At 39.9% G+C, this 14,883-nt stretch carries 6 protein-coding genes; 3 read left to right on the top strand and 3 right to left on the bottom strand.

From position 1 onward, the window contains the following. Positions 1–39: 39 nt before the first annotated feature. The 3 genes from FR932_RS05725 to FR932_RS05735 form a co-directional block, all read right to left on the bottom strand. Positions 40–2,538, bottom strand: coding sequence for a glycogen/starch/alpha-glucan phosphorylase (locus FR932_RS05725; protein ID WP_019439802.1), 2,499 nt, complete (start codon positions 2,536–2,538; stop codon positions 40–42). 61 nt (positions 2,539–2,599) lie between these two features. Beyond that, the gene (gene glgB / locus FR932_RS05730) at positions 2,600–4,888 is read right to left on the bottom strand and encodes a 1,4-alpha-glucan branching protein GlgB (protein ID WP_019439801.1); all 2,289 of its coding nucleotides are present in this window, start codon (positions 4,886–4,888) and stop codon (positions 2,600–2,602) included. 34 nt (positions 4,889–4,922) lie between these two features. Next, positions 4,923–5,243: an isoamylase early set domain-containing protein gene (locus FR932_RS05735; protein ID WP_019439800.1), complete on the bottom strand. Its 321-nt coding sequence runs from the start codon at positions 5,241–5,243 to the stop codon at positions 4,923–4,925. Positions 5,244–5,887: 644 nt separating this feature from the next. Between FR932_RS05735 and FR932_RS05740 the strand changes: the two genes are divergently transcribed. The 3 genes from FR932_RS05740 to FR932_RS05750 all read left to right on the top strand — a co-directional run bounded on the left by FR932_RS05740 (position 5,888) and on the right by FR932_RS05750 (position 14,719). Beyond that, a complete protein-coding gene (locus FR932_RS05740; protein ID WP_019628787.1) occupies positions 5,888–8,605 on the top strand; it encodes an HD domain-containing phosphohydrolase in 2,718 nt (905 codons plus the stop codon). A 301-nt stretch (positions 8,606–8,906) separates the two neighbouring features. Further along, positions 8,907–11,675: an HD domain-containing phosphohydrolase gene (locus tag FR932_RS05745; protein WP_280525755.1), complete on the top strand. Its 2,769-nt coding sequence runs from the start codon at positions 8,907–8,909 to the stop codon at positions 11,673–11,675. Positions 11,676–12,076: 401 nt separating this feature from the next. After that, positions 12,077–14,719: an HD domain-containing phosphohydrolase gene (locus FR932_RS05750; protein WP_280525756.1), complete on the top strand. Its 2,643-nt coding sequence runs from the start codon at positions 12,077–12,079 to the stop codon at positions 14,717–14,719. Positions 14,720–14,883: the final 164 nt, after the last annotated feature.

Here is a 14,883-nt window from a genome sequence, read left to right on the forward strand (position 1 = left end):
TCAATGATATGAACCACTTAATAGATTGTGTTTAGGGCGTTACACACTCAATGGTGTGAGGGCCCAGATGTCGTTGTTGTATTCATTAATGGTGCGGTCACTTGAGAACGAACCACTTGCTGCCGTATTTAAAATACTTAATCGTGTCCAAGCTTCTTTGTCTTGATAAACAAGTGCAGCAGCCTGTTGTGCTTTACAATAATCGGCGAAATCATGCGCCACTAACCATTGGTCATGTTCATTTAAAATCGAGTCGATTAGCGGTTGGAATAAACCATGCTCAAATAAGTTGAAATGATTACTGTTGAGTAATGCCATTACGTTATTTAAGTTATTATCGTTGGCAATAATCTGTGTTGGGTTGTAGTGCTCGCGAATAGTGGCTATTTGCTCGCTGCGCGCACCAAATAAGAAGAAGTTATCTGCACCAACCGCATCACGAATTTCAATGTTAGCGCCATCTAACGTTCCGATAGTGGCTGCGCCGTTCATCATGAATTTCATGTTGCCGGTACCAGAGGCTTCTTTACCAGCCGTCGAGATCTGTTCTGACAAGTCGGTTGCCGCACAAATCGTTTCCATCGCGGTAACGTTGTAGTTTGGTAAGAAGGCAACACGTAACCAAGGTTGTGCTAGCGGATCGGCGTTGATGGTTGCTGCGACATTGTTGATTAATTTGATCGTTAATTTAGCAATGAAGTAACCTGGTGCAGCTTTACCACCAATTAATACACAGCGTGGCGTCATACCTTCGGTATCACCACGACGAATGCGGTCATAAAGATGGATAACATGCAAGATGTTAAGTAGTTGACGTTTGTATTCGTGCATACGTTTAACTTGTACGTCAAACATCATGTTGGTATCGAATTCAACATCGCAGGCTACTTTGACTAAATCAGCAAGTTGTTGCTTGTTCTGCTGTTTAACGTCTTGCCATTGGGCATGGAATTTTTCGTTGTCGTAGTAACGACGTAGCTTACTGATTTCGCTTAAATCACGGGTCCAATTGTTACCGATCTTGTCGCTAATCAACTGGCTTAATTTAGGATTACAATGCGCTAACCAGCGGCGTGGGGTAACACCATTGGTTTTGTTGTTAAATTTGTTTGGTGTCAACTGATAGAAGTCGTTAAACAAGCCTTCGCTCAGTAGTTGGGTATGCAAGGCTGCAACGCCGTTTACCGAGAAGCTACCCACGATTGCAAGGTAAGCCATGCGTACTTGTGGGTCATCGCCTTCTTCGATAATTGACAATGCACGTTGCTTGTCAACATCACCAGGCCATTGGCAAGCTACTTCTGTTAAGAAGCGTGCGTTGATTTCAAAAATGATTTCCAGTACACGCGGTAATAGGTGTGAGAATAAACGCACAGACCATTTTTCTAATGCTTCAGGCAATAATGTATGGTTGGTATAAGCCATCGTAGATGTGGTGATCTGCCATGCAGCGTCCCAATCTAAATCGTGCTCATCCAGTAATAGACGCATTAACTCAGCAACGGCCACACTTGGGTGCGTATCGTTAAGTTGGAATACGTGGTACTGAGCAAAATCAGTAAAGTCATTGCCGTGGACTTTTACCCATTCAGCAATAATGTCTTGTAAGCTAGCTGAAGTCAGGAAATATTGCTGGCGTAAACGCAGTTCTTTACCGTTTTCACTGGCATCGTTTGGATACAATACCATGGTGATTTGTTCAGCTAAGTTTTTACGGGCAACGGCTTCGGTATAACTACCAGCGTTGAATTCACCTAGGTCAAATTCATCTGTAGCTGCTGATTTCCATAAACGTAGCGTATTAACGATATCGTTTTGATAACCCGGAACTGGCACATCATAAGGTACAGCTAGTACGTCTTCTGTCGCAACCCATTGGCGATGCGTGTGGCCTTCTTTGTCTTGATAAGTTTCTACATGACCAAAGAATTTAACGCGACGGTTATGTTCTGGTGCTGCGACTTCCCAAGGGTGACCATCACGTAACCAGTTGTCTGGATGCTCTATTTGATGACCACTTTCAATGCTTTGGTTAAACATACCGTATTCATAACGGATGCCATAACCAGTAACAGGTAAAGCTAAGCTTGCGCAACTATCAAGAAAACAAGCCGCTAGACGACCTAGACCACCGTTACCTAGGCCTGCATCGTGCTCAGAATCAGCAATGGTTTCTAATTCGCTGCTGTATTGGTTAAGCCCCTTGCGTACGCTGTCTTCTAAATCAAGATTTAGTACTGCGTTACCTAATGCACGGCCCATCAAAAATTCTAATGATAGGTAAGCTGCACGACGAGTAGGTTGTGCTTGCTGCAGTTTTTTGGTCGCGCGTGATTTTTCCATCAGGCGATCACGGACTGTTAATGCCAGCGCATGATATAAATATTGCGGTGAATCACCAACTTCATCACGTCCTAGGGTGTAATGGAAATGACGTTTTAAATCTTCAGGCAAAGTGCTGGCATTCACCACTGGCCCATTTTTTGTCTCTAACTTACAAACTTTGTTTGCTTTAGATTTTTGTTTCTTTAATGACATATAACGTCCTTTATTATGACATTTGGGCGAATTAACTATAATTAATTATTTCGTTAGTTATCTAGAGCACACGATTCGTTTTTGGCGCTAGGTATACAGTTGATAGCGGTGGTAGTGCGATACAAATACTTTGCTCAAAGCCTTGCCATTCAATATTCTCAGCTGTGTAGCTTGTCTGCGTTGCAAAACCGCTACCGCCAAATTGGCTATCATCGGTATTAACCAACACTTCATATTCAGCAAGACTCGGCACACCGATGCGATAGTGTGATTGGCACGCCGGTGTCATATTCGATACTACGGCAACATGCTGTTTTTTGGCTTTGCTGTAACGTAAGAAACTAAATACTGACTGTTCAGCGTTGCTTGCATCAATCCAATCAAAGCCCTGGTGATCAGTGTCTAACTCAAACAAGGCAGTTTGATGACAGTAATTGTTATTTAATGCTTTTATGAGATCTTGCACACCCTGGTGCGGTGATTGATCAAGTAAATGCCAGTCTAAAGATTGGTCGTGATTCCATTCTTCACGTTGGCCAAACTCACAACCCATAAACAATAATTTCTTACCTGGGTGCGCCCACATGAAACCGTAATAAGCGCGTAAATTAGCAAATTTCTGCCAATCATCGCCAGGCATCTTGTTAAGCAGTGAGCCTTTACCGTGCACCACTTCGTCGTGGCTTAGCGGTAAGATAAAGTTTTCGCTAAAGGCATAAGCCAGTGAGAACGTCATTTCATGGTGGTGATGCTGACGGTAGAGTGGATCACAGCTCATGTATTCTAAGCTGTCATTCATCCAACCCATGTTCCATTTGTAACCAAAACCAAGGCCACCGTGGTCGACAAAGTTAGTCACACCAGGCCAAGCTGTTGATTCTTCGGCAACCATCATGATGCCAGGGTGATTTTTATAACAACGCTGATTCACTTGTTTTAATAATTCAATGGCACCGAGGTTCTCACGACCACCGTGTTCATTCGGGATCCATTCACCTTCTTCACGGCTGTAATCGAGATACAGCATAGAAGCAACAGCATCCACACGAAGACCATCAATGGCAAAGTTATCAAACCAAGCAAGGGCATTGGAAATTAAGAAGCTTTGTACTTCTGCACGATCATAATTGAAGATGTGGGTGTTCCAATCTGGATGGAAACCTTGACGTTTATCCGCATGTTCAAATAGGTGTGAACCATCAAACTGAGCCAAGCCATGATCATCAGCAGGGAAGTGTCCCGGCACCCAATCGATTAATAAACCAAGGTTAGCGGCATGACAGGCATCAACAAAAAATTGGAAGTCAGCTAAGCTACCGAAGCGGCTGGTTGGCGCAAACAAACCCACAGGTTGATACCCCCAAGAACCGTCAAACGGGAACTCACTGATTGGCATTAACTGAATGTGGGTAAATCCGAGTTCTTTAACATAAGGTACAAGCTGTTCTGATAATGCTTTGTAGCTTAAAAATTGATTGTTTTCGTCACGCTTCCACGAACCCGCATGGATTTCATAGATACTAATGGGGGCGTTTATAGCATTGCGTTCAGCGCGTTGTACCCAGGCTTTTGCTGGAGATTGCTGCCAGGTCGCAGACGTCGTTTTAGTGGGTACGCATGATGCTGTTTGCGGACGTAATTGCATTGACGAAGCAAAAGGGTCGGCTTTTTCTAAACGTTCACCGGTGTCGGTGATAATACTAAATTTGTAATTGTTATCTTCATCTGAGTCGGCGATATCAGCGATAAATATTTCCCAGATGCCAGCGCCTAGATGCTTACGCATTGGGTGACGGGTGCTATTCCAGTGGTTGAAATTACCTATCACACAGACAGATTGTGCATTGGGTGCCCAAACAGTAAAGCGTACGCCTTCCACATTATCGGTGATTGTCCAATGTGCGCCTAAATGACGTTGCGCTTGCTCTAATGTGCCTTCGTTAAACAGGTAAACCGCTTTTTGATCTAGGGTGGATGAGAACTTATACGGGTCTTGTTCTGTCACCGTTGAAAACGGGTAGGCGATGGTTAATTGATAATTAGCATTATATTGTTTAGCAGATAGGTTAAGTATAAACAGATCGCTGTTACCGACACGTTGATAACGTAACTGCTGGTTTTTGTCTTGATAATAAACGTGCTGAGCGCCGGGAATGAATACTTTTAATTCGTATTCATTTTTAGTTATTTTATGTGGTCCTAAAAAAGCAAATGGGTCATAAAACCGACCTTGATTAAGCGCGTTTATTTCATTATTAAAGCGTGCCTCTGCGTTAGGTTCTATTTTTACAGTGCTCGAGGCCGTAGTGACAGTACTCAATATTGTAGGTGCAGTCGAAATGTTACTCATGATCCATCCTGGATTAAACGTATTGATTAGCTATTTATACGGTACGTAACGTTGATACAACGCTATTTTCAGTACCGTAATCATTAGGTAAATATAAATCGGCGTTATGATCGTTTTGCCATTCATTACTGTTAATTAAGTAACGAAAGTGAAATTGTTTATTTTCCGGTAAGCGAACCTTGGTGCGGAAGACTTTGTCTTTTTTGATGAACTTCATTGGTAATGCTTGCCATTGATTAAAGTCGGCGAATAACTCGACCGTATCGCCACTCATTAATGTTGGGTTGGCATCACAGGCGAATTCAAAGGTGACATCAGCTTCAGCTTTTGTCTTAAAAAAACGCTTTTTTAACATGTTATCTTCCTTGTTATATGTCGTATCTCTAATAACTTAAATCAAGTTTCGTTTAGCTGTAAAGATCAAGAAAACCTAACTAAATGAGTATTCATATGGGGGTATTATTATCGTTTTTTTAGCTTGTTCAAAGTTTTTAGTGAATGTTTTGTGATGTACGTCACTATAAATGTCTTTCATTCGTAACTGCGTGTCATTTCTTACGGGTGGTTAACGGAATTTGTTTATGGTAATGAAAAATCAACTGATTAATGATGATTTCTACCTGGACGGATGAGTAAGGAAACGATGCTGATTAGCGTATATTATGGCTATATTAAAGAGCGTTATTTTTAAGCACTCGATCTGCTATTTAACATGTAATACGCTTTATTGGGGGGGATAAGTATCATTGATTTATAGCTGTATAAATATGATTATTTAAATTTATGGATTGGGTATTTATTACCACTGCGTAATATGCGGATGGTCATTAAAAGGGTATTCTAAGCTGGTTACTATATTTTCTATTCACGGGTTGGCAAGGCATGCGTTCGGTTTCATTTCGCTGGTATATTTCAGGTATTTTTCTTTCTATTGCATCCTTGTTGAGTGCTGTGCTTATTTATGTGAGCGTAAACCACTCGCAATAGGTATCCGTTTCTTTGTCTAAAGATATCGTCAAAAATTATTCCAATGAACTGAAAGTCGAATTAGATGAATTATCCACGCCACTGATCACTTTACTTGATACCTTAGCAAACACAGGTTTTACTGAAAAAGAATTTAATGAGCAACCAATTGAATGGTTGGAGATGATGCATATGCTGCTGTCTAAAAACAAACATATCGCGTCGTTTTATATTGGTAATAATGATGGTAGTGCTTACCTAATTCGCTCTATGTATACTGAGGCTGATAAATTACGTTATGCGGCGCCAGATACAACGGTACTCATGCTCGAGATCAATTTGAATAATGGTCAGCAACGTTCAATTTATTTTGATCAACAAATGCGCCGTATAGGTTCGAAGCGTTCGCACAGTAACTACTATGACCCACGTACGCGAGATTGGTTTAAGAATGCCAAAGGTGACATGGACATTCATATGGTGGAACCTTATGCTTTTTATTTTTCGCGTCGTATCGGTATAACATACTCAAGAATGTTAAAGAATAAACAGGGGGTTATAGCGGTCGATTTTACCTTAGGTTCACTTACCGATATCATCCAAGATTTAGAATATTCGGAAAATTCGAAGGTATTATTACTTACCGCTTCAAAGCGCATTATTTCGAGTAACCAAGAGCTTGAGTTAATCAATGGTGAGAAATTGTTTACAGCGGAAGAACTCGAAATTGCTGAATTCTTACCTGATTTTAACGACATTAAAATCGAAGAAACCTTATTTAGTACTATATTTTGGCAAGATCAAAATTGGGAGCTGGTTGTCACACCGCTTGAAATCAGCAGTCTTGATGTGCTGTATCTCGTTAATTTTGTTGCTTATAAAGATTTATTATATGGCTCATCAATACTGCGAAATGAATTGATCGTTATTTCTTTAATTACCGTGCTCATTTCTTTTCTTATTATTTTAGCTACGACGGAAAAGATCGCTAAGCCTCTGAGTTATCTGACTAAGTCTGTTGAAAATATTCAGCGTTTTAGTTTTAAGCGTAAAGTGTATAAAAAATCAAATATTAACGACATTAATGCGCTTAATGAAGCGATGAATTCGATGGAAAATGTGTTGGTCGACTTCTTCCAAAATCTCAGGGATATCGCTCGTTCAACAGAGTCTGAACAGTTATCCACGTCGATGGTAACGCAGGCAAAAGCAATGCTTGCTTGTGATATATGCCAATTGTTTGTCAACTCACCAGCGGATCGTGCTGCCTTTAGAATTACGGCCAATTCAGATGCTTTTGCTCCTTTCAATGTGCAAACACTATATGACCATAACAATGCTATTTTTACCAATTCGATTCATGAACTAGATCGTAATGATAGTCACTTGGTATTTTTAGACTCGGACTGTACCAGAGGTTTTATTATTCCACTGTTGAATCGTGCTGATGTACTCGTGGGGGTATTAGTCATTGGGTTTAACAATAATATAAGTACTTATTCCCGTGATCGTATTCACTTTGTGCGTGAGTTTTTAGCGTTTAATGAAATTGTATTAGAGCAGCTTGAACAAGAACATGAGCAACGTGCGTTATTTCACTCGTTTGTAGAAATGATGGCGACGTCGGTTGATATCAAGTCTCCTTATACGGGCGCGCATTGTCAACGTGTACCACAAATTACCAAAATGATCGCAAAAGCCGCAGAACAAGACCAACAAGTATTTGATGATTTTTCATTAACAGAAGATGGGTGGGAAGAGTTACTGATTGCTGCGTGGTTACATGACTGCGGTAAAGTGACAACCCCCGACTATGTGATGGATAAAGCAACTAAACTTGAAACAATTTATGACCGTATTCACGAAGTGAGAATGCGCTATGAAGTGCTTAAACGTGACGCTGATATTAGCTATTGGAAAGCAGTTGCCCAAGGGCAAGATAAACTGAGTGCAAAAGCAGTTTGTGATGAACAAAAAGCCGCGTTAGAAAATGAATTTGAATTCATTGCCCAGTGCAACATTGGCCATGAAGACTTGCAGCCCGAATCGATAGCGCGTTTGGAGAAGATAGCGAGGCGTACGTGGCAACGTACGCTGCCAGATAATATTGGTTTATCGCAAGAGGCATTAGATAAAAAGGATAGTGCGAGACAAGTACTGCCGAGCACAGAACCGTTATTGGCAGACAAGCAAGCACATTTATATTCTTGGCAAAAAAGTAACAGCTTAGCATCGCAGAGTAAACGTGAATTCACATTGACCAAACCCGAGTATCAACACAATCGTGGTGAGTTACACAACTTACGTGTAACGCTTGGTACATTAACGGCTGAGGAACGCTATAACGTCAACGATCATTCTATTCAAACATACCTGATGCTCGATCAATTACCATACCCTGAACACTTAAAAAATGTGCCGCTTATAGCCGGTTCCCATCACGAGAAACTTAATGGTAATGGCTACCCACTAAAAATGAAAGGTGAGGAGATCCCGCTTGGTGGACGTATGATTGCAATTGCTGACATATTTGAAGCTTTGACGACCGCAGAGCGGCCATACAAAAAAGCCAATACGTTGAACCAATCGTTAATTATTATGGCCTCGATGGTTAAAAATGGTGAATTAGACGCGAACTTATTCGAGTTATTTATTACCCAAGGTATTTATCAACAATATGCAGATGAATACCTCGCTGAATCACAGCGTGATAAGGTCGACATATGCGCAATTAAAGCGGTGTTGAAATGATATTAAGCGTACAAATGTAAGCTATTTTGCTGTTTTAAATGGTTCTCGCGATATGATGGAATGAACTATTTTTACTTTTACGAAGTGAAATATTATCATTTTATAAAGAGCCATATAGAAAGTGTTTTTATTCGATTTTAAGCCGTTATTTCATATCTTTCGTGGTAATGAAAGATTATTATAGCGCCACTTTAATAGATGGAAGTATAGTGGTTTGATAATGAAGTCGATGTCATTTAGGCGATATATAGCAAGTATATTTATCTCGATCATATCTTTGTTGAGTGGCGCGTTAATCTATGTGAGCGTCCAGCATTCACAAGAAATATCAACAACCTTATCGAAAGATATCGTGACCAATTATGCGGAAGAACTGTCTGTTAAAATTGAAAAAGTCACGTCTCCACTTAGTACCCTATTAAACACTTTGGCAATGGGGCAGTTTACTGCTCGCGATGTGGGGATGCCAGATCCCCTTTGGCTTAGTGCAATGACAGAGATCCTAGAAAAAAACCAATATCTCGATTCAATGTATTTTGGTAAGGAGGACGGTAGCGCTTTTCTGTTTCAACCTTTACATGATTTAAAAATAAAACAAAGCTTATCTGCGCCAGTCGATGCACGCCTAATGGTGCGTTATTACATTCTCGGCGCTCAGCGTATTCAATTTTATGATGCCGACATGAAATTGATGAAAGAGGATAATATAATTAGTGATTATGATCCTCGCGAGCGGATCTGGTATAGCGACGTTAAAAATAACGATAAAATCTACATGACTGGGCCATATAACTTCTCTAATCCAGCGCAAGATGGCATTACATTTTCACGTAAAACACGCACTGGTGATGCCATTATCGGTGTTGACCTTACTTTAAATAAATTGACTAAATTAGTGCAGTATTTTGAATTTTCGACTAACTCGAATATCTTTTTACTTAATACCGAATCGCAAATCATGGGCAGTAATCAGCTATTTTCGCTAATGATGGGTAAAGATTTATTTACTGCGAAGGATCTTGGATTTGATCAATTGGTTAAGGAGTTTGAGGCTGAAAATTCTGTAGCGCAATCGGCAAAAACTGTTGTTTGGCAAGGTAAGACTTGGGAGTTAATGATATCTCCGTTGACGCTTGCAGATAATAGCATGTTGCGTGTGGTTAACTTTGTATCTCATGATGACTTATTTGAAGCTTCATCAAGCCTGCGCAACGACCTCATTATTATTTCGATTATTTCAGTCATTATCTCATTTATTATTGTGTTATATATCGCGCGCCGTATTGCGAGTCCGCTGACTTATTTAACTGACTCTATCGAAAACATTCAACGTTTCCGCTTTCAACGGAAATGTTATCAAGCTTCCCATATTCAAGAAATTGATAAGCTAAATGAAGCAATGGGGCTGATGGAGAATGTACTATTAGATTTCTTTAATAATTTACGTAATGTTGCACGTACCTCACGTCCAGAAGAGTTGTCTGAATCCATTGTAATGCAAGTAAAAGAGATATTGTCAGCGGATGACTGTCAGTTGTTTACTAACACGCCAGATAGTCGTGATGTGTTTACATTGTCGGCTAAGTCGGGTGTTACCAGCGATTTTAATCTACAATGTTTATACAACCACAACCCCGAGGCTTTTACAGAGTCTATTTATGAGTTAACTGTAAATGAAGCGCGTCATATCTTTACGGATATGTCGTGTCATTCTGGCTTTATTATTCCGTTATTCAATCGTAATAATGATAATACCGGTGCGTTATTAATTGGTTTTAATCTTGATATTACTGATGATACCCGTAATCGATTACGTTTTGTGCGTGAATTCATTGGCTTCAATGAGATTGTATTAGAGCACCTAGAAAAAGTAGAGGCTCAGCGTAATTTGTTCCACTCATTCGTTGAAATGACGGCAACAGCTGTCGATGTGAAATCACCTTATACAGGTGGTCACTGTCAACGCGTGCCAAAAATTACCAAGATGTTAGCCAAAGCTGCGACATTAGATACGGATAAATTTGCAGACTTCTCATTAACGTCAAAAAGCTGGGAGGAATTGCTCGTCGCAGCATGGTTACATGACTGCGGTAAAGTAACAACACCCGATTACGTGATGGATAAAGCGACTAAATTGGAAACAATTTATGACCGTATTCATGAAATCCGCATGCGTTATGAAGTATTGAAGCGTGATGCTGAAGTTGTCTATTGGCAATCGATTGCCGAGGGGATGAATGAAGCGCAAGCGCAACAGAGTTGTGATAGTTTGAAACAAGAACTCGATGAAGAGTTTGCCTTTATTGCCAGTTGCAATCCGGGCTGTGAGTTTTTAGACCCTGAGAAACAGCAACGTTTAGCTGAAATTGGTGAGCGTACTTGGTTGCGTACATTACCTGATGATATCGGGGTCTCGCAACAAGAAGCAGCTAAAAAGCGTCACGTCAGTAAGACGTTGCCGATTATTGAGAAAATCCTTGCTGATAAGCCGGAGCATCTATTTATCTGGGAAGAGAAGAAACAGCTACAAGCAAACAGTAAACGTGACTTTAAAATGGTGCAGCCTGAGTATCGTTATAATCGTGGCGAGCTGCATAACTTAATGATTAAAAGCGGAACGTTAACGCCTGAAGAACGTTACAACATTAATGATCATATAGTACAAACTTATCTCATGTTGGATCAACTGCCGTATCCGGACCACCTTAAGAATGTGCCGCTTATCGCGGGTAGCCATCATGAAAAAATGAATGGTCAAGGCTATCCACTACAGCTGAAAGGCGAAGAGATCCCAATCGGTGGTCGTATGATCGCAGTAGCGGATGTATTTGAGGCACTAACGGCATGTGATCGTCCGTATAAAGCCGCGAAAACCTTAAGTCATTCATTGAAGATCATGGCTTTCATGGTTAAAGATGAGCACTTGGATGGTCATGTGTTTGACCTGTTTTTAACCCAAGGTGTTTACCAAGAATACGCTGATGAATTCTTGAAAGTAGAGCAGCTGGATTTTGTGGATGTGGATGCGCTTAGAGCTGTTTATAAAGACGGCTTATTAAAAACGAACTAGCCGTTTGTTTTTTACTCACTGTTGGTTTTTTTTTATTCAGCTATTGTTTTTATAGTGTAAACCAATTGTGCTATTGGTTTTTATAAATATGAATATGCTTGTTTATTTTTGAAATATAACAGTGAGTTATTTATCCAAAGTGTTATTTATCTGTGTTATAAATTCAAATTATTAGTCGCTATTCTTATTTGTTCGAGAGTTAAGTAATGCTATCAGTTTCGTTTCGTACATATATCACCAGCATATTCATTGTGATTTTTAGCTTACTAAGTTTCACGCTTATTTATGTGAGTGATACGAATTCGCAAAATATTGCAATTACGTTATCTAAAGATATTGTTACCAGCCACTCTAATGAGTTAAACGCACAGATAGATAAGGTTTCAAGGCCACTTATTTCGATGTTAGATACACTTGCAATGACCAAGTTCATGCAAAGTGATATTGACATATACGACCCGCAATGGTTAAAAGCCCTTTCAACGACGTTAGCTTACAACCCTTTTGTTTCCTTACTTTATTTCTCTGACAATGAGGGCACCACTTTTTCTGTACGACCGATATATAATGAAGTTGACCGAATAGCTGCCACAGCCCCTGAATCGACTAGTATCATTATCATATACAGCAGTGTGAAAGGTCAGCGCCAGCGTATATTCTTTAATAATCAGATGCAAAAATTAGGTTCTGATACAAAACTTAATGCACATTTTGATGCTCGTGCCAGGCCCTGGTTCAAAGGGACAAAGCAAGATGGCAGTGTTCACGTAACAGACCCGTATTTCTTTTATAGTACTAAGACGTTAGGTATAACTTTTTCACGACGTTCACTCGATGGCAGCAGTGTGATCGCTGCAGATTTCAACCTCCGTTCTTTGAACAGGGCAATGCAAGAGTTTGAATATTCAGAAACCTCAAGGGTATTTTTGTTAACGTCTAAAAAAGAAGTTATCGCCAGTAATACACGTGAAAATAAAACATTTAAGGATAAAGTCTACACAGCAAAAGATTATGGCTTTGATGCTGTGCTGCCTGATTTCGACAGCTTAGATTCACACCGTCCAATTAATAAATTAGTGGATTTACATGGTGATTCATGGCAATTAATTGTTAGTCCTATGGTTATTAGTAAGGGCAATAATTTGTATGTCGCTAATTTTGTATTACGTAAGGAGATCCTTGCGAGTTCGGTGTTATTTCGTAATGAACTGATCACGATTTCAATTATTTTTGTTGCGTTCGTTTTTTGTGTTGTCCTTGCCGCCACTCACCGTATCGCGAAACCGCTGACTAAGTCTAATAAGACTTTAAAGCAGATCCAGCATTTCAACTTTGAACGTCGGGAACATAAAAAATCCTATATCAACGAAATGGATGAGTTAAATGACACGATACAATTGATGGAAAATGTATTGTTAGACTTTTTCCAGAACCTGCGTAATGTGGCAAGAACCTCACAGCCAGAAGAGTTATCTGAATCAATTGTTGCACAAGTCAAAGAGATCTTGTTGGCCGATGATTGTCAGTTATTTACCAACACACCTGATAATAGAGGTGAATTTCAATTAGCAGCAAAGTCTGGCACTACCGCTGATTTTAATTTACAGAGTTTATACGATAATAATGAAAAATCGTTTAAACAGCCTATCTATGAGCTAACAATGGGTGAGGCGAGTAATACTTTTACGGATATGTCGTGTCATTCAGGTTTCATGATCCCATTGTTCAATCGTAATAATGATAATACTGGCGCCTTGTTAATCGGTTTTACGACAGATATTACTGATGATACGCGTAATAGATTACGCTTTGTGCGTGAGTTTATTGGGTTTAATGAGATCGTATTAGAGCATTTAGAGCAGGTAGATGAACAGCGTAAATTATTCCATTCATTCGTTGAAATGACGGCGACAGCGGTGGATATTAAATCACCTTATACGGGTGGACACTGTCAACGAGTGCCAAAAATAACCAAGATGATCGCGAAAGCGGCCACTGTAGATACCGATAAGTTTGCCGATTTTTCATTAACGTCAAAAAGCTGGGAAGAGTTGTTAGTGGCCGCTTGGTTGCATGATTGCGGTAAAGTCACGACGCCCGATCACGTGATGGATAAAGCCACTAAACTAGAAACTATTTACGATCGTATTCATGAGATACGTATGCGTTATGAAGTATTAAAACGTGATGCTGAGATCACCTATTTGCAATCGACGAAGGCGGGTATGGATGAAGGGCAAGCACTTCAAATTTGTGATGATTTGAAACAAGCGCTTGATGAGGAGTTTGCCTTTGTTGCTAGTTGTAATCCGGGCAGTGAGTTTTTAGATCCTGATAAACAACAACGTTTAGCTGATATTGGTGAGCGTACTTGGTTACGTACACTGCCTGATGATATTGGTATATCACAACAAGAATTCGCTAAAAAAAGCCAAAGTAACAAAACATTGCCCGTAACAGAGAAAGTGTTGGTGGACAAACCTGAGCATTTATTTGTCTGGGAAGAGAAAAAACAGTTACAAGCAAACAGCAAGCGAGACTTTAAAATGGTGCCCCCCGAGCACCGTTATAATCGTGGTGAATTACATAATTTAATGATAAAAAGTGGTACGTTAACGTCTGAAGAACGTTACAACATTAATGATCATATTGTGCAAACATACCTCATGCTTGATCAACTTCCTTACCCCGAGCACCTTAAGAATGTGCCACTTATTGCCGGCAGTCATCATGAAAAAATGAATGGTCAAGGCTATCCACTGCAGTTAAAAGGCGAAGAGATCCCAATCGGTGGTCGTATGATTGCTGTGGCGGATGTGTTTGAGGCTTTAACGGCATGTGATCGTCCGTATAAAGCCGCGAAAACCTTAAATCATTCATTGAAGATCATGGCTTTCATGGTTAAAGATGAGCACCTTGATGGTGATGTTTTTGATTTATTTTTAACGCAAGGTGTTTATCAAGAATACGCTGATGAATTCTTGAAGGTCGAGCAATTGGATTTCGTTGATGTTGCTGCACTAAGAAATATCTATTTATCTTAATAATGCCGTAATTAAAGTAGGTGTTTTTTTTGTCGACGCTTAGTTTGCTTGTAGAGCATTTACTGTATTGTTTTGTAAGCGCACTAGTAATTTAGGTGTTAAATGTTCGCTGTTTATCCGTTTGGTAATACAATAAATACATAATATTCTTTATAGATTAATCG

The organism is Moritella marina ATCC 15381 (genome assembly GCF_008931805.1).
GTDB classification, from domain to species: domain Bacteria; phylum Pseudomonadota; class Gammaproteobacteria; order Enterobacterales; family Moritellaceae; genus Moritella; species Moritella marina.